This is a genomic window from Sulfuriferula sp., from assembly GCF_054605375.1.
The window spans coordinates 18,805-40,160 of sequence record NZ_JBTSEG010000010.1 but is presented as its reverse complement, the minus strand read 5'-3'; the positions used below and the strand labels follow the sequence as shown (position 1 = coordinate 40,160).

Here is a 21,356-nt window from a genome sequence, read left to right as displayed (position 1 = left end):
GCTGGTTGATACAACAATATAAATGTGAGGGTCCGAATGTTTGGTGGCTATGAACATCCAGTTTTAAGTTTGGCTAAACGGCTGGTTAATCCGCTGGTTATTTTTATTTCTCTGATTATTTCAGTAGAGATTGTGCACCAGAAGTTTGATGGCCTGTATTTGCTGTTGGGAGTCATGGCATTTCTGGTTGCATCACAAGTGTTCGATGGTTTCGATTTTTTTGAGAAGCCTATTGGGCATGGTGACCGCATTTTTACCCATGCACGAAATCTCCTGTTTGCCTGGGCTCTGGTGCTGGTCATATTGGCTGCAATCGGATCATTCAGCGGGATAGTCGGCGACTACAATCGACGGGTTTTGCTGATGTGGGGTCTGATTACTCCCGTGTTGCTGTTCATTGGACATTCGCTTGTGCGCAGCTATCTGGAGCTATTACGTAGCGAAGGCAGCAGCGTCAGACGTTCAGTAATCGTTGGTGCAAATGATTTAGGCCACAAGCTTGCCGACAGAATTTATCAGCAGCGCAGCCTGATGACCAAAGTTGAAGCCTTTTTCGATGATAGAGCGGGCGACCGTTGCGAAGACGAGCTTAAAAACGTTGTATTTGGGGGTATCGAGGATGTTGCGGATTATGTTGCCCAGCATGAAATCGATCTGGTCTACATCACGTTGCCAATCCTTAATCATCCGCGCGTGATTGATTTGGTGAATTCACTCAGAAACACAACTGCCTCGATCTATTTTGTACCGGACGTATTCATGTTCGATCTGGTGCAGGCGCGGCTTGATAACGTCAATGGTATTCCGGTCATCTCGGTATTCGAAACACCGCTGACCGGTATTAACGCAGTGCATAAACGGACTTTTGATATGGTTGCTGCGAGCCTGATTTTATGTGCCATTGCGCCGCTGCTCGCAGTGATCGCGCTATTGGTAAAAGCCACCTCAAAAGGCCCGGTAATTTTCAAACAGCGTCGTTATGGAATGGATGGCGATGAAATCATGGTCTACAAATTCCGGTCAATGTGCGTTTGCGAGGATAGCCAGATTGTCACGCAGGCGACCCAAAATGATGCGCGAGTGACCCGGATTGGTGCCATTTTGCGCAGAACTTCGCTGGACGAATTGCCGCAATTTTTCAATGTCTTGCAAGGGACGATGAGCATCGTAGGGCCGCGCCCGCACGCAGTTGCGCATAACGAGCATTATCGCAAACTGATTCATGGTTATATGTGGCGGCACAAGGTCAAGCCTGGCATTACCGGCTGGGCGCAGATCAATGGTTATCGGGGTGAGACTGACACCATCGACAAAATGGAAGGACGGGTTATTTACGATATTGCGTATTTGAAAAGCTGGTCTGTATGGCTGGATATGACCATTATTTTCAGAACCATGAAGTTGGTGCTGAAAGATAGTCATGCTTACTGATCAGGTAATGAAGTGAAAGCCCTTCGTTCCGAGGCGATGGCCTGAAACATGCTTAACTAGAAACACAAACTATCTTAAGAGGTAAATTTGTTATGCAATTGAAAATAAAAAGTTTCATCAGTGTGATGGCATTGCTGCTGGCTGGTCTGATAGGCCCTTTGTCGAGTGAAGCCGGAGCTGCCTCTGCGCAGGTGACGAATCCGGGAACGTCCGCTGTGGGTAGTACGAGTCAACCCGATTTTGTTGCTGCCGCATATGGAGTAGCAGCTTTTTCAGATTACACGCGCTCTGGACAGGATACTGAGGTATCCGCGGATAAATTAACTGTGTCTTCAGTGTCCGAAGTAAACATCTGGACCATGCTTGTAGCGATATTCGGGTTGATCACACTGCGGTTGTGGCATGGCGGAAAAAAACATTTTCCGGCAATCAACTGATCCCCCGGCACAATAGCCCAATCCAGTTGGATCGTTCGAATTGCGATGATGAAGATACCTGCAAACTTAATTGAGGCGTACGAATTAGTTGTGTCGAGAAATATTTTTTTGTTGATGGTGTTTACGATGGTTTCGACAGCAGCTAACGCAGATCCTGACGGTTTTTTCAGTCCGTATGTGACAGGCTCATACAATTACGATAGCAACTTTTTTCGTCTGCAAAATGATCAGGCTGCAATGGCAAGGCTGGGCACAAGCAACATGGCAGAGTCATATCTTCAGTTTGCTGCAGGGGCAAACGTGAACTGGCACCTCAGCCGCCAACTGATCAAGGCCAAGGCAGAGGTTAACCGGACGCGTTTCAATAAATACAAAGTACTGGATTTTGACGGGCACGACACTTTACTGCAATGGGATTGGCTGATTGGCAGTGCACTGAGTGGAGACGTAGGTGCCAGCGAAAAGACGGCTCAAGGCAGTTTTGTGAATATTCAGCAGCCAATCAATAACCTCATTACGCTGAAGCAGGCTTTCTTTCATGGTGGCATCAAACTGGGTGCGCCGTGGAAAGTGAAATTTGGAGTGGAAAAAAACGAATCTACCAATAGCCTGACCAGTCAGAAAACGCTGGACTCAACAGTCGATACTTATAAAACCGGTCTGCAGTATCAAACAAGAAAAGGCAGTCTGCTAGAACTGACTAGTCAGGTGAGTGATGGCCGGTATCCGAATCGTCAAATTGTTGGTTTGGCGCCCATCGATAATGGTTATAAGCAGTGGGATAACGGCATTCAGGCCACGTGGGAACCCAGCGGAAAAACCAGGTTGCTGGGCCACCTGAATTATACCCAGCGACGTTACGCTGACGTACCTCAACGAAATTTTTCCGGCTTCACCGGTTTGATCTCAGCTAACTGGCAGGTCACAGAAAAAACCGGACTTGGCCTGCTGGTTTATCGGGACATTGGCGTGGTCGAAAACACCACCGCCAGTTACTCGGTGAATCGTGGCGTGGCGTTAACAGCTTCCTGGAAGGCGACAGACAAAGTGGCATTCAATTTAAACGTTGCGCAGAGCCGTATTGCCTACACCGGCGACCCGGGATTTGTGCTGTCAACCGGACCAGCCAGAGAGGATAAATTATCAACTTTGCAAGCCGGAGTGAATTATGCGGTTTTGCGCAATACCAGTCTGGGCGTGCTATTGCAGCGCGGTGTCAACCAATCAAACCAGGATTTGCTGAGTTACAGGTTTAACAGTGTGATGCTGAATTTGCGCAGTGTATTTTGATTGAGATCATTAATTTGAGGCAAACAGATATTTTTCACGAAAGAGGTAATCGATGAATAGATATATAAAGATAATTTTTGGGCTGCTGATCATTACATGGATGGGTTTTGCCCATGCGACAGACATTCCGCTGGGTCCAGGTGACGTGCTCAAAATTTCAGTCTACGGCAGTCCCGATCTCAGCTTGGAAACCAGAGTAAGCGAATCCGGCAGTATTTCATTTCCTTTGATCGGTGAGGTAGCAGTAGGAGGATTAACCCCGGCCGCCGCGGAAAAGTTGATAGCCAGCCGTCTGCAAGCCGGTGGTTTTTTGCGCAAGGCCCAGGTGAATATCCTGGTCACGCAATTTCAGGGGCAAATGGTATCCGTTCTGGGCCAAGTCAAGCAGCCTGGTCGTTATCCAATCGAAGGCAAGCGCAATTTGACGGACATGCTGGCGCTGGCCGGTGGCGTTAATACGCAGGGGGCAGATACCGTGGACCTGATTCGTACCCGCGATGGCAAAACAACCAAAACGAGAATCGATATTGTGGACATGGTACGCAACGGCTCACTTAATCAGGATTATGATTTGGCCGGCGGAGACCTCATCTACGTCGAACGTGCACCGGTGTTTTACATCTATGGCGAAGTACAAAAGCCCGGCACTTACAGGCTCGAACCCAACATGACAGTGCTACAGGCGCTGTCGGCCGGGGGTGGCCTCACCCAGCGAGGTACCGAGCGCAATGTACGTATCAAGCGCAAAATGCCCGACGGGAAACTGGAGTCGCTGAAAGCACGGCTTGATGATCTGGTCCAGCCGAATGACGTCGTGTATATCCAGGAAAGCCTGTTTTAATGAGGACGCAGCCATGAGTTTTAATCAGTTCTGGATTATTCTGCGTGCTCGTTACAAGCTGGTTCTGGCTGCTTTGCTGATTACCGTGATATCCGTATTTGTCATCAGTCTGCTATTGCCAAAAACCTATAAGGCAACGAATACCCTGGTGCTGAATTACAAAGGCACCGATCCGCTCACCGGGCAGGCACCGCCGGCACAGGTCATGGACAATTACATGGCAACGCAAGTCAACATTGTCGAAAGTGAAAACGCGGCGATGAAAGTAGTGGCTGCCCTAAAAATGGATCAGCAGGCATCAGCCAAACAGCAATTCGAAGCTGAAACAGGTGGCAAGGGTGATATCCGCAACTGGCTTGCCAAACGCTTGCTGCATGGTCTGGACGTCACTCCGGTGCGTAGCAGCAGTGTGTTGAATATCACCTACACCAGCACCGATCCCGTGCTGGCAGCGACAGTCGCCAACGCGTTTGCTGCTCAATACCAGGCCCTTGTAGTACAGCTCACCGTCGCGCCTTTGCAACAGGCTTCCGGATTTTTTACCCAGCAGCTGAAGACGCTGCAGGGCAATCTTGAGACCGCGCAACGCAAACTTTCCAGTTACCAGCAGAGCAAGGGCATTGTCAGTGTAGATAGCCAGCTTGATGTGGAGACGGCGCGGTTGAATGATTTGTCGAACCAGTTGGTGACCACACAGGGTCAGGCGATGGAAGCAGGGTCGCGCCAGCGCATGGCGCAAGGAAGCAATGCGAACGAATCCCCCGACGTGGCAGGCAATCCGCTCATTCAAAGCCTGAAAATAAATCTCGGCAATGCCGAATCAAAATTTTCAGAAATATCCCAGCGGCTGGATAAAAATCATCCACAGTATCAGGCGGCAAAGGCAGAAGTTGATCAACTGCGCGCCGAGCTCAATCGGCAAATTCACATTACATCCAGTAGTGTTGGCAACAACGCGCGTATTTTGCAGCAACATGAAAATGAAGTGCGCGCCGCACTGGCCGCACAAAAAAACAAAGTGCTGACCATGAATCGTGCCCGCGATGAAATGGCGGTGTTGAGCAAGGAAGTGGAAAACGCGCAGTTGGCGTACCAGGCCGCCGCACAGCGCTATTCGCAGGTGCAGTTGCAAGGCCAGTCTACCCAGTCCGACGTGGCAGTGCTCAATCCGGCGACCGTGCCGACTTACCCATCCGGCCCCAAGGTCCTCTTCTTTACTATGGCGTCGGTAGTCTTGGGCGCCATGCTGGGCCTGGGTCTGGCACTACTGGCTGAAATGCTGGATCGACGAGTGCGATCCGCCAATGATTTGATCCAGCTGCTGCATGTTCCCGTACTGGGAGAGATCGGCTGGGGAATTGCACAACACCAGCGCATCGGGTTACTGCCAACCCCATTAAAACATCGTTTGTTTTCGAGCTGAAAGGGCTATGGATATGAAGTTAAGTAAGCCTGTCCCCCCCTTGGGTGTTGGTGGCCGAGAATCCAGAATGGGACGCATCCTGCTGGACAAGGGCAAACTTACCTTGGCACAAGCTGAACAGGTCGTACAACTGCAGCAAGAACGCGGCATGCGTTTTGGCGAGGCTGCGCAGGTGCTCGGTTTCATCTCGGAATCCGATATACAGCAGGTGCTGGCACAGCAGTTTGATTATCCTTATCTGCAGCCAGGAGAAATTAATTTTCCGTCGCAGTTGGTGGCGGCTTACCAGCCATTCAGCAAACAGGTGGAAACCCTGCGTGCGATTCGCAGCCAGCTCATGATGCAATGGTTTTCCGCTGGTCATAAAGCGCTTGCTCTGGTCAGCGCCAATCCTGAAGAATCGAGTATGTTTGCCGCCAATCTGGCGGTGGTGTTTTCCCAGCTCGGTGAACATACCGTGCTGGTGGATGGCAACCTGCGCAGCCCGTTGCAGCATGAGCTATTCAGACTCGGTAACCGGCCGGGGCTGTCAGATATTCTGGCTGGTCGGGCAGGGCTGGAAACCTTGTGCAAGGTGGATTCTTTCCTGAATCTATCGGTATTGCCGGCAGGGACGATTGCGCCCAATCCGCAAGAGCTGTTGGGCCGGCCCGCATTCAAGGCAATCAATGATGGATTATCAAGCAGCTTCGATGTGATTTTGTATGACGTATCGGCCTATTCGACCGGCACGGATGCCTTGGCGATTGCCTCGTTGTCCGGAGGGGTGTTGTTGGTCGCGCGCAAGAACAAGACGCGACTGGCTGATTTGAACGAGATGAATGAGCAACTTGGGCGCAGTGGTGCCAAAGTCATTGGCTCGGTTCTGGTGGAATTTTGAGGCAGTTTGGTGGCATATTCATGGAAATGTCGGAACTGCTTCGTGGTCCTGCCAAAGCGAGTTTGTTATGGCATTGATTGATTCATCCATTAAAAAACCGCTGCTGATGCTATTGGATATGGCAGGGCGCAAGGCCGGTTACACTTTGCCGGCCCATGTCCGCCTGCGCCGCAATAACTTCGATCTGCTACGGTTTTTGCTGGCGTTGACGGTTTTTTTGTACCACAGTTATGTGTTGTCAGATGCGCCCGCGTTGTCCATTTTCAACCAAATCCTGTCGGCTGATCTGGCTGTGAAATCCTTCTTTATCGTGAGCGGTTTCCTGATTTTCATGAGTTATGAAAATTCGCGCGATATCCGCAGCTATTTCGTCAAGCGCGCCAAGCGCATCTATCCGGCCTATTTTTTCATGATTCTGGCGGGCGCAACGCTGGGGTTGATTTTCACCAGCCATGCCCGTGATGGGTTTTTCTTTACCCAGCTATTGAAATATGTGGCCAGCAATCTGGTGTTCCTGAATGTGCTCCAACCCAGTGTGCCGGGTCTGTTCGAGGGGAACCACCTGCAGGCCATCAACGGTGCCTTGTGGACCCTGAAAATCGAGGTCATGTTCTACCTGTTTGTGCCGCTGGCGGTATTGGCTTTCCGCCAGTTTGGCCGGCTACCGATGATGGCGTTGTTCTTTGTTGGATCAGTCCTTTATTCGATGATCATGCTGCATTTCGCAAATCAGACCGGTTCGCCGATTTATCTTGAGCTGCAACGTCAATTACCGGGTCAGATTGCCTTTTTCATTGCGGGTGCTGCCACCTATTACTATTTTGACAGGGTGACCCGCTACGCGGTCTGGCTGGTGCCACTGGGTTTGGTTGCATTTGCTTTGCAGGACTGGCTGCCCTGGCTCGCGGTCGAACCGTTGGCATTGGCGGTACTGGTGATCGGCTTTGCCTGCCTGTTGCCCCATTTCGGGGACTTTGCCAAATACGGCGATTTTTCGTATGGCATGTACATAGCACATTTCCCGATTCTGCAATTGTTGATTGCCTATGGTTTTTTCCGCCATGAGCCGTGGAGTGGCTTGTTGCTGGCTGCGGCATTGGTATTGAGCACGGCATTTCTGCTCTGGCATTGGGTGGAAAAGCCATTTTTGCGCAAGTCGTCGCATTATGTGGTGGTCAAAAATGAGGGTTAAGGAAACTCATCAGCGTATGACAGGGATGGCTACCTTGGTGACGACGCCATGAGCGATACGCTGCATAGCAAGATCAGGTCTGGCTTGATCTGGTCGGTGGCGCAAAGCTGGGGCGTTAAGGGACTGAATTTGCTGTTGTATCTGATTTTGGCGCGGCTGCTGAGCCCGACGGAATTTGGTATAGCGGCGGCTGTTGCCCTCGTCCTGCTATTACAACAGCTCGTCGCCGAGTTCGGTTTTGGTGAGGCGTTGATTCAGCGTCCCAATCTTTTAAAACACGACGTTACGCTGCCATTTCTGGTGGCGGTCAGCGCATCGATTTTACTTTCGCTGATTGTGGCAGTGTTTGCCAAACAGATTGAGCAGCTTTTAAACGTGCCCGATTTGGCGCCGTATCTGGTCGTGGCAAGCCTGTTTGCACCGCTGGCGACTGCTACGGCTTTTCAAGAGTCAATGTACAAACGCGAGCTTGATTTCAAGCCGCTGGCGATACGTCAATTCGTAGCTTTGATCGTTTCCGGCATCGTTGGAGTGAGTTGTGCATTTTCCGGACTGGGTGCCTGGAGCTTGATTGCGCAATCAGTGACGTATTCCATCGTCGGTATGGTCTGGTTGTGGCGCAAGCCACGCTGGGTGCCGACACGTCGTCACGATGTAGCCTCATTTCGCGTGCTTGGAAAATTTGGTGCGAGCGTATTTTCTACCCGCCTGATTGATTTTGGTGCGACACGGTCCATCGACATCGTGATCGTAACCCTGCACGGCGCTGCTGCACTTGGGATTTACAGTATCGGTGCAAAACTCTACCAGACCGCTATGGAATTGTTGTCCCGCGCTTTCATGGAGGTATCGCTCAGTGCACTGTCGAAACTGGCGCATGATCGTGTCCGTCTGGTGCAGACCTACCGGCATGTTGTTTCTACCAGTTCGCTGCTAGGTACACCGGTTTTTTTTGCAATGGCGGCATTGAGTCCGGAGATAACTCACTTGCTCTTCGGCAATAAATGGACAGGCAGCGCCGCAGTCATGGCGCCATTGATGTTGATTGGTGGCGTGCAATGCATACAGTTTGCCAATGGCTCCTATCTTTCCGCGATAGGTAGACCACACCTGACCTTATGGTTGACCTTAATCAAACTCAGCGCAGTTTTGCCTGCTATCTTTTTTATCCCGTCCGGCAATGTCGCGCAATTGGTGAATGTGTATGCGCTTGCTTTGCTGGTGGTTACGCCATTCAGTTTTGGCTTGATAGCAAAAGAATTAGGCATCCGGTTTCGCGACATTTTGCTGTGGATTGCACCGGGTTTGTTCAGTGCGAGCGTTGCCTATGGCAGCGTCTGGATTGCTCGTGGCATGACTGTCGAACACAGCATGAATGGCATCGTTCAATTGCTGGTCTTCGGAACGCTCTATTTGGCAGTGTATTTAGGGCTGATTATGGTGATGGCAAGAGCCTCTGTTCACGAAACAGTGAAATTAATTCGACGTCCGGCGTGATATAGCGGTGCCAGTTCTTTCAATAATATTTGTGCCTCTGTACGGCATCAAGGAATAAATAGATGGGATTTGGACTTAGATTGAAGTGGGACAGGCTAAATCGGTATCGCTATCTGCGCAGAGCAGACGATTATCGTGCTGCATTTCTGCGCACCAAACCCATACTTAAATACATTGGCTGGCTAGGCTTTCAAAATGTGGGAGATGAAGCGCTATATCTGGCATTCAGAGATGAACTATTCCCTGATGCATTGTTGCAGCCATACGACGATTTCTCCGCATTAAGTTGCTTGTCAGGATTCTCGAATGAGCGCTTGAATGTGCTGGGAGGCGGTACCCTGATTAATGTTAATCCGTATTTATTGGCACTGGAGAAAATTCGTGCACGAGGTGAGCGCTATGTCGTTTGGGGAACGGGCGTTGCCGACCTGGGTTATTGGTCCAAGCATCCTGAACATTCGGATCGAGGCAATTCAGAACGCTGGTTGAGCATTCTGCGTGATGCCCAATATATTGGTGTGCGCGGCCCCCGATCTGCTGCCTGGTTAGCTGAAAATGGGGTGCCGGGGGTCAATGTGCTCGGTGATCCGGCGTTGTCGATTCAGCCAGCAGCAAAGAAAACGCCAGCGGATACAGGTGTTCTCGGGATTAACCTAGGCAGCCATGATCCGGTTTCGGGAGGTGATGAGAATGTATTTGCTGCTGTCGTAGCGCTGATTCGTCACGCACTACAACGAGGATTCAAAGTGCAGTATTTTTCGCTGCATACAATAGATGCTGAGATTGGACGTGTATTGCAGGCTGTAGTCGCATCCAGTGGATTTGAGTTGTTGCCTTTCAGCGCATCAGTGACCGAGACCATGCGTCAGCTGGCTGGGTTCGACTATGTGGTCGGACAACGCCTGCATGCGACGATCCTGGCCTGTGCCCAGGGTGTACCAAACTTGTCGCTGAGCTATCAGCCGAAATGTCTCGATTTTCTTGAATCGATCAAACAATCACAACTTGCATTGCCGACCGAAGAGTTAACAGCGATGGGTTTGATTGAGCGGTTTGAGTGGCTTGTTCAGTCCAGGGAACGAGTAGGTAATGCGATTGTTACCGAATGCAATTATTTTAGAACTCTGCAGCACGAGAATGCATCCGCACTACTCACGAGACACAAATTATCTGGTATTCAAGGAGCAATGCCATGACCAGGATCGGGAAAATTGACGCGCTGGATGGGTTGCGTGGGTATATGGCGCTTTGGGTATTTGTCACGCATGTCACCACGATGGCGACAATACAATTACAGAAATACGATGGATTAGGGATGTTCTTTGCGAATGGCGAATTTGCGGTCGGTGTGTTCATCGTTTTAAGCGGATTTGTCATTACGCTCAACTTGCAGAAAGAGAGAAATGCGGGCGATTTCTACATCCGTCGGATTCTACGGTTATTTCCAGTCTACTGGATTTGCTTGATTGCGAGCGTTCTTATCCTGGATTTATCGATTCATGTTCTGATTGAATTCCCGTGGAATGCCCCACGTTTGATGGACCGGATTAATTATCTGCAAAACAGCAGAGAATATCTGGTCCCGCATTTATTGGCACATGTTTTTCTTCTTCACGGATTGATACCAGATCGAATACTTCCTTCCTCTTCGTATGCTTTTATGGGGCAAGCCTGGAGTTTGACGCTTGAATGGCAGTATTACCTGGTGGCCCCGTTATTGTTCTGGTTTATGACGCGGATAAAGTCCGGCCTTTTGCCTAAAATCGTCATTGTGCTCGCTCTGATTGTCATGTCGCGCAAGTCTCAGCAATCTTCATTCTTGCTGTCATACCTTTGGCTATTTGCAACCGGAGGCGTGCTCGCACATATTTATACGCAGAATCTGGAAGGAGGTGCTTCGCGTTGGCGTTTGCTGGGGGCTATTGTGCTTTTTTCTGCCATAACTGCGGCAATGAAAGGCGCGATGATGGTCTCTGTGGTTTTGTTCGGTGTTTCTTTGTGGGCGATTACCTGCCCATACGGCAGCTTCGTGCACAGCTTCTCGCACCACGTTCTTGCGAATCGCATTGCGATGTGGCTGGGCAAAATTTCATATGGATTTTACTGCAGCCACATGGTGGCGATATTTTTGTGTGCTTGGTTACTCATTGAGGTAGCAGGGGTGCGGGACCGATTTTATTTTATTCCAGAGCTAATCCTGGGAAGCCTTGCTCTCGCACTTGTGTTTTCTGCACTCTTGTCGCGCTACATTGAAATTCCGGCAATAGAGTTTGGCCGTCAGCTTGTGAATAAACGAAAATTTGTGAGGGCAGAGCTAGTTGCAAGGGTAACACCATGAAAATTCTTATGCTCTCCCCTGTTCTCACACATCCTCCGATTGCGGGCATTGGGGCGCATATTCTCACGTTGGTGAATAGCCTGGTTGCGGCTGGCCAACATATTCGACACGGTTTTGATCCCTGTAAGAAACTGGATCCAGATAAAAATGCAGGATCGTGAATTATTTAAGCGTGACATGGCGAGCCCTGATAGACGGCGTGTTGCTGCGTGATGGCCCGGTCAATTTCAAGAGACCCGGAATGTGTTGATGCAATGGCCGATGGTGATTGCATGATAGGAATAATGCAAAAAAATGGATCAGTTCGATAAATATTGGAACGAACAATGATGAACAAAGCTGTTTTTTGGCTTGTTTTCCCATTGAGTACGCTACGGCTTGTTCCGCATTCCATGGTAATGAAATTGGGTAGCGGCAAATCTGTTATTGCACAAGATGTGGCCCGTTGGGCTCAAATATATTTGGGAGCCGTGCCGATTTCTGCGCTGAAGGAACTGTATGCATTTTTATTCTTGATGACTTTTTACGAAGAATTCAGAAATCTGTTTTATTACCGCTCCGGGATGGCGGGGAAGCTGTTTAGCCCATTATGTAGGCCTCTACCAACGCTGTACATTCAGGCCGGAAAAATCGGTCCTGGTTTATTCATTCAACATGGATTCGCAACCATCATCGGGGCGGAAGAAATTGGAAGCAATTGTTGGATCAATCAGCAGGTGACGATAGGTTGGGCAGATAAGACCGGAGGCCCCGTAATCGAGGATAACGTGACCATTAATGCAGGGGCAAAGGTTATCGGAAATATCGTTATTGGATCGAATTCCAAAGTGGGTGCCAATGCAGTGGTCGTCAAGAACGTGCCGCCAAACTGCACGGTTGTCGGCGTGCCTGCATATATCGTCAGGAAAAATGGCGTGAAACTAAAGGAGCCCCTTTAAGAAAGGGTATTTATCGGAAACATGAAGATTTTGATGGTTTCCCCCGTCCCTACCCATCCCCCGATTGCAGGCAATCGGGCGCGAATTCTCACGCTGGCGAATGGCCTGATGGCGGCGGGGCATGAACTGCATTTTGCTTGGGCTGCGCTGGAAGACGGTGATTGCATTGCGATGATGGAGTATTTCGATGGCCGTTTTATCGAGTTAATGTACCGCACGCCAAAAACCGTGAATGGTGTAGCGGCACGTTGGCGGCGTGGAGTTTTGCGGCGAATGAGGCATGCATCGGCGCATGTGTGGGGCGTGGATGATTGGTACGACTCAGGATTGACGGATCAGCTGAGGGTGCTGCAAGCGCAACACAAGTTTGAGGCTGTATTCGTGGAATACGTTTTTATGTCCAAAGCACTGGAGATATTCCCGGCAGAGGTGGTGAAAGTCATTGATACGCATGATCGCTTCGCGGATCGGCATCTGCACTACTTGAGGGCAGGGAAACAGCCGGAATGGTTTGCCACTACGCAGGCGGGTGAGCGTAAAGGCCTGGCACGTGCGGATGTGGTAGTGGCGATACAGGAAAGTGAAGCACGCATGTTTGCGGCCGCATTAGCCGGACATACGCGGGTGACGACGGTGGGTCATCTGCTCGATATGTCGCAGTCAGTACTGATGGTGAATGTACCACGGGCGATCTTCGTCGCCTCGGCTAACAGTATCAATGTCGATGCCGCCAATAGCTTTATTGCGGACGCTTTGCCTTTAATTCTGGCCGACTTGCCGGATTTTGAATTGTGGCTGGCGGGTGATGTGTGTCTAGACGCGCTGGATGCACCCGGTGTGCACAAAATGGGACGCGTGGATTCAGTAGCGCAAACCTACGCGCAGGGGATGTTGGCAGTGAATCCGGTGCGTATGGGAACAGGTTTGAATATCAAGACCATGGAATGTCTGGCCTTGGGAGTGCCGCTGGTCGCAACCGAATCAGGCAGCCGCGGCCTGGAAAATCTTCGTGGGCGTGCTTTTTTGGCTGTGGCGGATAACGACGCGGCGGCCATGGCGGCAGGGGTGATCCGCGTGCTGCGTGATCCGGAGTTGCGTGCCAGCCTGGTGCATGAGGCACTTGCCGCCGCCCGTGAGTGGAACGCCGCGCAACTTGCCAATCTGGCTACCACTTTGCAACCGTCTTCACCTTGGGCAATCCAGAAAGCCGCCCGCGTATGACAACCAAACCAGGTGAGGTGTTGACTGGACGCCAGACCGATGACAACGGCACGCCGTTGCGCGCCGACTGGGCACAGTATTATCACGTGTGTGAAGGCTCGCGCGTGCGGCGGCTGTTCGATTGCCTGCGCGCGCCCGGCATTCATGCGGTGACGGTATTGCGCTTCGGGCAATGGGCTGCAAAACAAGTGATGCCATTACGCTGGCTGCTGACGCCGATTTATATGGTGCTTAACGAACTGATCAAGATACTTTGGGGTATCGATATTCCGCGCAGCGCGCGTATCGGGCCGGGTTTCTACATCGGCCATTTCAGTGGAATTTTTGTCAGCGCGCATGCGGTTATCGGGCGTAATTGTTTCATTTCGCAAGGCGTGACTATCGGCGTTGGCGGTTCGGGAAACAAGCGCGGCGTGCCGGTACTGGGCGACAATGTTTATCTTGGTGCTGGCTGCAAATTATTTGGCCGAATCATGGTGGGCGATGGTGTCAAGGTGGGTGCTAATGCCGTGGTGCATTGCAGTCTGGCGGAAGGCGCCAAGGTTGCCGCACCCGGGTTCATTTATTTGAGTGGGACAGCACCGCTTGATAATACGGCACCGCAGAATAAAGAGACTCATGATAGTGCGGCCAAATCAAACCACACGGAAATGCCAATACTGATTCGAAAGCATTCCAAATAAATGGGCGCACAACAAAAACTATTACTGGTAAGTGCGCGCTGGGATCACCTCGGTGGGCACAGCGGGCTGGCACCACTGGGCAAGCATTTGGAGCAGCACTTTGAGGTGCGGCGTGTGGTGCCGAATGTGATCGACAAAATTCGAGTGAATATGCAAATCGCGTGGGGAATGTTACGCGAGCGCCTGTTTGGCACACCTAGGCGGCGTGGCTGGAATCCATTTTATAACCGCCATGGTTTGCTGCTGGAAACCGCCGCGCGGCGTATGGCGCAGGCACAGCATTTCGATGTGATTTTCTTTGAGGCGCTGGAAGATCACTTCGATGCCTTTGCCGATGCGCGCCAATGGTTAAAGCGTACGCAGGTGGCAGGTGTATCCCATCAGCCCCCGGCCTGGTGGCGCCTGTATGCCAGTCGCAGTAGCGTTTTTGCCGCCGTCGATATGGTCATTGCGCTATCACGCCCTGCCCAGGCATATCTGCAGCAGGCCGGACATGCCAATGTGCAGTTTGTGCCACATGGTGTCGATGCCGAATTTTTTACCATGAACACACCGCGCGAACTGGCGGTAGACGCGCCTGTCGAGGTGTTGTTTTGCGGCCAATGGCTGCGTGATTTCCAGCAATTGAGCGAAACGCTGGAGGTGCTGGAAAGCGCGCCGAGGCGCTATGTATTTCATCTTGTGGTGCCAAGATTTGCGCGTAATTTCGAACAGCATTATCGCCTCGCGCAACACGATAACGTGCATTGGTATGCCGGCGTGACAGATGCCGAGTTACGTGACTTATATCGGCGCGCACACCTGCTGTTTTTGCCACTTATTGATGCCACAGCCAACAATTCGGTGCTGGAGGCAATGGCATGCGGCCTGCCGATGGTGGTATCCCGTATTGGCGGTGTGGTGGACTACGTTAACGAGGACGATGCGGTATTTTTAACGGCCAAACATGGCCAGCACGCCGTCGATAAACTGGCGTGGAGCGTGGACAACTACGTGGAATGCGTGACCCGTTCTGAACGTGCCAGAACCCGCACCGTATCGCAACTGGCCTGGCCGGTCATCGCCGCGCGCCTGGCTGAACTGTTGGGGGCCATCTGAAATGAGTGAGGAGAAGTACGACGTGATCAAGGCAAATTTTTTCTGGCATGGCCCTACTTTGAGTCTATACGAATCGGCTTGCCTGTCTTCGTTTGTGCGCCACGGCTTATCAGTGCGGCTGCATACATTTAACTTGCAGCTTGCCGTGCCGGAAGGTGTGGAACTGGTCGATGCCAGCGCATTGGCGCATCAGGATGAGGTATTGGCCTATACCCAGGGTGGGCATGTCGCCTCCATCGCGGCGTTCACTGATATTTTTCGCTATCGGGTGCTGGGACAGGAGCCAGGCTGGTGGTTCGATACGGACGTGTTCTGTCTGAAAGATGCATTGCATTATGCCGCGCTGGAACGTCAGTCCAAAGGGCTGCTGATCGGTTTCGAAGAAACCGGAAAAGTGAATGGTGCGGTGATGTACATTTCGGACACCAAGCTTGCATGCAGGCTGGAACAACTCGCCAATGCCAAAGGCAGGCAGTTTGAGTGGGGTGCCATCGGTCCAGGGCTGGTCACTGAATACCGGGCAGCCCACCCAGAACAAGTTACCGCATTGGCGCAGCATTATTTTTACCCGATACACTATCTTGATGTGGCACGTTTTTTCCGTCCGGAAGATAAGGCTGGCTGCCGGAATGACACGCAGAATGCAGTGTGCGTACATCTGTGGAATGAATTCCTGCGTCGCTGGCACGTGCCTAAAAACATGCTGCCATGTGAAGGCAGCTATCTGGCAGAACTGTTCGATCAGATTGAGGCACGGACGCTGCTGCGGCCGCAAACCTTGCCGCACGATACCTTTGAGTCGCTGCGTTATGGCGGTGAAATCGGCCGCCTTGGACACGCGGCCATACGCATTATCCGTCGAGTCAAACGCCTTAAAGAAAGTGTCGTAGGGAGATGAATTCATCCAGCGCAGACACACGCGGCCCGTATTCCGCATTGTCATGGCGGGTGACACCACTTAGTGACACGAATTGGAACCGCCTGTTTCTGGCGGGACTGGTGCTGATGTCGTTGCAATGGGTGCAGGTCAGCATCGTGCAATTTCAGCAATTATGGGCGGTACTGGCACTGGTAGTGTTGATCCAGCGGGCAGAAATCCGCGCGGGCGTGACCGAAACATTGATGTTTGCCATGTTCCTTGGATTTGCGCTTGTAGCGACGTTTTTTTCCGGCTATCCGCACATCAAGATGGCCGAGCAGATCATGAAATTCGGTTTTCTATACCCGGCATTTTATCTGGTGGGGCGGGCACTGGGTATGCACTACCTGCAGCGCAAACTGCCATACGGCTATATATTTTTGTGGGGTTGGCTGATATTTCAGTATGCCGTGCAGTACTTCCAGGTACCGTTTATCTACCATCCGGTGGGCTTTATGCAAGACGTGCTCTATGGCACATTCAAAGAGCGTAACTGGCTGGCGATATATTTCTTTTTGACTTCCTATCTACTGTTCCTGAAATCAACACGCACGCCGCGTGATGTGCTTTATTTTGCTGCGATCGGGGTAGGTGTGGCAGTGTTATCCGGATCCAAATCGATACTGATACCGGTGGGTATGGTCTTGCTCCTGCAAGTACCTGGTCGCCTGGGGTTGAAGATATCGCTGGTTGCCGCCGGGACCGGCTTGTATATCTGGCTTTTCGGCAGTGAGTTGTCTGGTCACTTGCTGCAAGTGCGTCTGCAGGATGAACGTGGCCTGGCCTTTGTGCAAAGTGTGCAATTGCTATCGGACAACTGGTTGGGCTACGGCTTCGGCTTTGTAGAGGCGCATTTTACCAATCTGTGGTTTGTCATCAAGGGCTTGGGTGCAGGTGTTAATTCCGTATTTTCCGCGCCTCTCGATTTATTGCTGATCGCAGGTATACCAGGACTGATTTTCTGGGGTGTTTTTTTTCTTGGAATCGGTCTGCGTTCCATCGGCCTGTTACTGCCCATTGCCGCATGGTCACTGATCAATCCACTACATCAATCCGAAATTACTTATTTGTTCTTGGGGTTTCTGATTGCACAGGGGCTACAGAATCGAATGGCTAACACAAAACTTGATAACAGAGGCAGCAGCTCATGAGGCCTGCCCACGCCGATTATCGGGTCTATGCGGATTTACGCTGGCCGCGTATGACCGGTATTGCCAAAGTACAGGCGGCCTGCTGCGCCGCCGCACCACCGCATATTCACCTTGTCGATTTGGATTTGACCGGTAGTTTGGGAAGTCCTGTTGCTCCTGTGAAATTGACTCGGGCATTGCAACCTCTGCGTGATGGTGTGTTCTGGAACCCGGGTTTCGTGCCGCCGCTATTGGCGCATATACCTTCGATTGTTACTGTGCACGATTTAACCCATCGCCTGTTTTATAGCAACCTGCATCGCGCCTATTACGACCTGGTGCTGAAACCGCTTTACCGGCGTTGTGCTGCAATTATCTGCGTGTCTGAATACACTCGCGATACTTTTCTGGACTGGTCAAAAATGGCCGCGAATAAGGTACACGTGGTTTTGAATGGTGTTTGCCCGCATTACGCGGCCAATACCGAAACACTGGAACTGTCTTATCCCTATGTGCTTTATCCGGGCAATCACCGAACCTATAAGAATCTGACAAGACTGCTGGAGGCTTACGCCCGTTCGCGGTTGCCACTGAATGGAATTCATCTGGTATTGACCGGCAATATTGACGCAGGACTGCATTCACTGTCGACGGTCTTGGGAATCGCCGACAAGGTGCATTTTTGTGGCTGGCTGGATGTGCCGGAGTTGCCAAAGCTCTACCGGGGTGCCTTGGGCGTCGCCTACATTTCCTTATATGAGGGATTCGGTTTGCCTATAGTCGAAGCCATGGCATCGGAGGTGCCGGTAATGACTTCCAATGTCTCTTCAATGCCTGAAGTTGCCGGCGATGCCGCATTGCTGGTTGACCCTTATTCGATAGCTGAAATCACCGAAGGCCTCAATACCTTGGCGCTGGACGAAGCTGCGCGTCGCCAGATGATTGCGCGCGGCACTGAACGTGTTCGTCTGTTCGATTGGAAAAAATCGGCGGCACAGCTGTGGAGTATTGTTGATTCGGTCGCTGATGGAGACAGATCATGAAGTTTTCTCTCGTAATGGCGACATTGGGTCGCAGTGTGGAGATTGAACGCTTGTTCAACTCGCTCGCGGATCAGTCATATAAAAATTTCGAAGTGATCGTGGTTGACCAGAATGAGGATGACCGGGTGATCAAGCTGGTAGAGCAGTTTCGCGATCGGCTCGAGTTTGTATATTTGCGCTCGGAAAAAGGCTTGTCACGAGCCAGAAATGTCGGCTTGCAACATGTTCGTGGTGAACTGGTCGCCTTCCCTGATGATGACTGCTGGTACAAGTCGGACGTACTGGAGTTTGTGGTCAAACAATTTCAGGCCGATTCTCGCCTGCAAGGTTTGACAGGCTGCAGCGTGGATGGAAATGGTGCGTCGTCACAGGGACGCTGGTCGGATCGGATATTAACGGTGGACCGGTTCAACGTCTGGAAATGCGCTACGTCATATACGATTTTCCTGCGCGCCGAGGCAGTCATTCGTGCCGGACAGTTCAACGAGGCGCTGGGTGTAGGGGCCGGCACGCGTTGGGGTGCAGGCGAGGAAGTGAACTTTCTGCTGCGGGTAATCCAGGCACCCATGTATGTGCGTTATGACCCAAGCCTGCGCATATTCCATCCTGAGCCCTTGACGGAAATGGATGAGAAGGCGTTTTCACGCGCACGTTTATATAATCGCGGATTCGGACGCGTTCTCGGGCTATCCGGTTATCCATTTTATTTTGTTTTGTATCTGATTTTCAGGTCGGTAGCCGGCGGTTTTTTGTCCTTGCTTAAAATGGATTACAGGCGCGCCAGATATTACTGGATTGCCGCTTCCCAGCGTTTTCTCGGCTGGATCGATTGACGATGCATATGGCGAATTCATCCCAGGGAAAACATCTGAGCGTTTATTCGGATATGCGTTGGCCCCTCAAGACCGGTATCGGCAATGTCATGGCAGCGATGATAGAACGCAAACCTTCGCGTATGGATTTGATTGGCCTGGAAGTAAAGGGAAGTATCGGCAGCCCGTTTTCACCTTTTGCGATCAGTCATGCCCTACGGCGTTCAGCAGCGGACCGTGATGGCGTTTACTGGAGTGCGGGATTCGTGCCGCCCGCCTTGATGAATATACCCAGTGTCGTGACGGTGCATGATCTGACCCATCTGCATTTTTACAGCCGTTTTCATGCGGCTTATTACAACCACTATCTCAAGCCTTTGTATCGGCGTTGTAGCGCTATTGTTTGTGTTTCGGATTACACACGCAGGGAGTTTCTTGACTGGTCAGGCATGCCGCCAGACAAGGTATCTGTTGTATATAACAGCGTGGATCAGGCGTATCTGGAAAACCAGGAAGCGGCCCAGCTTTCGTATCGTTATGTGCTATATCCGGGTAATCATCGCGGCTACAAGAATCTGGAACGTTTGATCTCGGCCTTCGCGGCTTCGGCGTTACCGCAACAGGATATTCATCTGGTGATGACCGGCTCTGTCAATCAATCCCTGGTTGAGCATGCCATGCGACAGGGTGTGGTATCCAGGCTGCATTTTTTGGGACGCGTCAAGGATGAGGATTTGCCAAAGCTTTATAAGGGCGCTTTGCTGGTTGCCTTCGTTTCGCTTTACGAGGGGTTCGGCCTGCCGATAGTAGAGGCGATGGCATCAGGAGTGCCGGTATTGACGTCGGATGTATCGGCCATGCCCGAGGTGGCAGGCAATGCAGCGCTGATTGTCGATCCGTACTCGATAGGCGCCATTGCGGAGGGCCTGAATGATCTGGCCAGTGATGAGGTACTGCGTCAGGAGTTGGTAGGCAAAGGGCGGGAGCAGGTGACACGTTTCGATTGGGACCGCTCGGCAAAGGAACTCTGGGATATTGTCGGCCGCGTGTATGAATCGGCATGAGATACCGGAATCAGGTTTGGGAGTTGGCGAGGCTCATGACAACAAAACTTACGGATTGCAGATCGATGCATTTATTTTGAGGGGTAAATAAATTGCCAGCGAACTATTTGGGTGTCTTTAATCCGGTGATTGTGAACTACCGCACACCAGACCTCACCCTGAAATGTGTAGAGTCGATCGTGCGTTTGGGCATCGCGGCCCCGCAGGATATCGTGGTGGTTGAAAACGCTTCGCCGGATAACTCTTATGAGCGGCTCAGCCGTGAATTGATGCAGGGCATCCGCTTGGTGCGCTCTGCTACCAACGGCGGGTTTGGTGCCGGTGTGAATCTTGGCGCGGCTGCCTGCAATCACGAGTTTGTCCTGGTGCTTAATCCGGATACCTACTTTGAAGATCTCAGTATCCAACGGATCATCGCCCTGTTTGACGAGGAACCTGATGTGGGAATCGTCGGACTCGACCTGGTCTATCCTGGTGGGGCGCGGCAGTTTTCCGCCAGACGTTTCTACAGTCTGCTGGATGTGGCGGGGCGCCGGCTGCCGATCGGACAGTACTGGCCGTTCAAACCGCGTATCGACCGGCATATGATGCGATCCGCATGGGATGCTGATCAGCCTTTCGATGCCGAATGGGTGATGGGGACGGGGTTTATTGTCCGACGTGCACTCTTTAATGATATTGGCGGCATGGATGAAGCTTATTTTCTGTACATGGAAGATGTCGATCTGTGCGCACGGGTTTGGCAGGCCGGTTTCCGTGTTGTATGTGTTCCGGGTGTGAAACTGGTGCATGATCACCAGCGCACCAGTGCGGCCGGACCGCTCAGTTGGGCCGGGCGACTGCATCTGCAGAGCTTGATGCGATTCAGAAGAAAATTTCATGTGCCGTTGTTTCGGCAACCCGGCATTTCAGGACTTTGGCGATGAATTCAATCAGCCGCTTATGGTGCCGGTTTTGATGGAGAACGCTGAACATGCGTAATGGTGCCGAACGGAGCATGAATCGACTGGTTTACTTCTTGACAGCGGGGTTGTTTGCGTTATTTTTATGCACACGTGCATGGGCTGTTCAAGGTGAATTCTTACCGGTTGTCGATGGTGGGTTCGAGGGTGATCAAAG

At 51.5% G+C, this 21,356-nt stretch carries 20 protein-coding genes; all 20 read left to right on the top strand.

What is annotated here, in order from left to right; all coding sequences use genetic code 11:
- Positions 1–69: 69 nt before the first annotated feature.
- The 20 genes from ACYCZJ_RS07600 to ACYCZJ_RS07505 all read left to right on the top strand — a co-directional run bounded on the left by ACYCZJ_RS07600 (position 70) and on the right by ACYCZJ_RS07505 (position 21,163).
- The gene (locus ACYCZJ_RS07600) at positions 70–1,431 is read left to right on the top strand and encodes an undecaprenyl-phosphate glucose phosphotransferase (RefSeq protein ID WP_461553626.1); all 1,362 of its coding nucleotides are present in this window, start codon (positions 70–72) and stop codon (positions 1,429–1,431) included.
- Between the two features lie 92 nt (positions 1,432–1,523).
- Positions 1,524–1,868 carry a hypothetical protein gene (locus tag ACYCZJ_RS07595; RefSeq protein ID WP_461553625.1) on the top strand — a complete coding sequence of 115 codons (345 nt, stop codon included), beginning with the start codon at positions 1,524–1,526 and terminating at the stop codon, positions 1,866–1,868.
- A gap of 45 nt (positions 1,869–1,913) precedes the next feature.
- Positions 1,914–3,158 carry an XrtB/PEP-CTERM-associated polysaccharide biosynthesis outer membrane protein EpsL gene (gene epsL, locus ACYCZJ_RS07590; protein ID WP_461553624.1) on the top strand — a complete coding sequence of 415 codons (1,245 nt, stop codon included), beginning with the start codon at positions 1,914–1,916 and terminating at the stop codon, positions 3,156–3,158.
- 52 nt (positions 3,159–3,210) lie between these two features.
- Positions 3,211–3,999 (top strand): polysaccharide export protein EpsE, encoded by a 789-nt coding sequence (gene epsE, locus ACYCZJ_RS07585; RefSeq protein ID WP_461553623.1) that lies wholly within the window; start codon positions 3,211–3,213, stop codon positions 3,997–3,999.
- Between the two features lie 13 nt (positions 4,000–4,012).
- Positions 4,013–5,422, top strand: a complete 1,410-nt coding sequence (gene epsF, locus ACYCZJ_RS07580; protein WP_461553622.1) for a chain length determinant protein EpsF — start codon at positions 4,013–4,015, stop codon at positions 5,420–5,422.
- A 67-nt stretch (positions 5,423–5,489) separates the two neighbouring features.
- Entirely contained in the window at positions 5,490–6,302 is an 813-nt protein-coding gene (epsG, locus tag ACYCZJ_RS07575; protein ID WP_461553621.1) for a chain length determinant protein tyrosine kinase EpsG, read from the top strand.
- 67 nt (positions 6,303–6,369) lie between these two features.
- Complete coding sequence (locus ACYCZJ_RS07570) at positions 6,370–7,494, top strand: acyltransferase family protein (protein WP_461553620.1); 1,125 nt, start codon at positions 6,370–6,372, stop codon at positions 7,492–7,494.
- Between the two features lie 48 nt (positions 7,495–7,542).
- A complete protein-coding gene (locus ACYCZJ_RS07565) occupies positions 7,543–8,991 on the top strand; it encodes an oligosaccharide flippase family protein (RefSeq protein WP_461553619.1) in 1,449 nt (482 codons plus the stop codon).
- Positions 8,992–9,053: 62 nt separating this feature from the next.
- Complete coding sequence (locus ACYCZJ_RS07560; protein WP_461553618.1) at positions 9,054–10,187, top strand: polysaccharide pyruvyl transferase family protein; 1,134 nt, start codon at positions 9,054–9,056, stop codon at positions 10,185–10,187.
- Complete coding sequence (locus ACYCZJ_RS07555) at positions 10,184–11,329, top strand: acyltransferase family protein (protein WP_461553617.1); 1,146 nt, start codon at positions 10,184–10,186, stop codon at positions 11,327–11,329. The genes ACYCZJ_RS07560 and ACYCZJ_RS07555 overlap by 4 nt, the downstream gene beginning before the upstream one ends.
- A gap of 326 nt (positions 11,330–11,655) precedes the next feature.
- Entirely contained in the window at positions 11,656–12,267 is a 612-nt protein-coding gene (locus ACYCZJ_RS07550) for a serine O-acetyltransferase (RefSeq protein ID WP_461553616.1), read from the top strand.
- Between the two features lie 33 nt (positions 12,268–12,300).
- Positions 12,301–13,488 carry a glycosyltransferase gene (locus ACYCZJ_RS07545; RefSeq protein ID WP_461553615.1) on the top strand — a complete coding sequence of 396 codons (1,188 nt, stop codon included), beginning with the start codon at positions 12,301–12,303 and terminating at the stop codon, positions 13,486–13,488.
- Positions 13,485–14,171: a serine O-acetyltransferase gene (locus ACYCZJ_RS07540; RefSeq protein WP_461553614.1), complete on the top strand. Its 687-nt coding sequence runs from the start codon at positions 13,485–13,487 to the stop codon at positions 14,169–14,171. The genes ACYCZJ_RS07545 and ACYCZJ_RS07540 overlap by 4 nt, the downstream gene beginning before the upstream one ends.
- Positions 14,172–15,269, top strand: a complete 1,098-nt coding sequence (locus ACYCZJ_RS07535) for a glycosyltransferase family 4 protein (RefSeq protein ID WP_461553613.1) — start codon at positions 14,172–14,174, stop codon at positions 15,267–15,269. It abuts the gene before it with no gap.
- 1 nt (position 15,270) lies between these two features.
- Positions 15,271–16,167 carry a hypothetical protein gene (locus ACYCZJ_RS07530; RefSeq protein WP_461553612.1) on the top strand — a complete coding sequence of 299 codons (897 nt, stop codon included), beginning with the start codon at positions 15,271–15,273 and terminating at the stop codon, positions 16,165–16,167.
- On the top strand, positions 16,164–17,339 hold the full coding sequence (locus ACYCZJ_RS07525) for a hypothetical protein (protein ID WP_461553611.1): 1,176 nt from the start codon (positions 16,164–16,166) through the stop codon (positions 17,337–17,339). The genes ACYCZJ_RS07530 and ACYCZJ_RS07525 overlap by 4 nt, the downstream gene beginning before the upstream one ends.
- On the top strand, positions 17,336–18,361 hold the full coding sequence (locus tag ACYCZJ_RS07520) for a glycosyltransferase family 4 protein (RefSeq protein ID WP_461553610.1): 1,026 nt from the start codon (positions 17,336–17,338) through the stop codon (positions 18,359–18,361). Before ACYCZJ_RS07525 ends, ACYCZJ_RS07520 begins: the two co-directional genes overlap by 4 nt.
- Complete coding sequence (locus ACYCZJ_RS07515) at positions 18,358–19,194, top strand: glycosyltransferase family 2 protein (protein WP_461553609.1); 837 nt, start codon at positions 18,358–18,360, stop codon at positions 19,192–19,194. Before ACYCZJ_RS07520 ends, ACYCZJ_RS07515 begins: the two co-directional genes overlap by 4 nt.
- A 53-nt stretch (positions 19,195–19,247) precedes the next feature.
- Complete coding sequence (locus ACYCZJ_RS07510) at positions 19,248–20,237, top strand: glycosyltransferase family 4 protein (RefSeq protein ID WP_461553608.1); 990 nt, start codon at positions 19,248–19,250, stop codon at positions 20,235–20,237.
- A gap of 92 nt (positions 20,238–20,329) precedes the next feature.
- Positions 20,330–21,163: a glycosyltransferase family 2 protein gene (locus tag ACYCZJ_RS07505; RefSeq protein ID WP_461553607.1), complete on the top strand. Its 834-nt coding sequence runs from the start codon at positions 20,330–20,332 to the stop codon at positions 21,161–21,163.
- Positions 21,164–21,356: the final 193 nt, after the last annotated feature.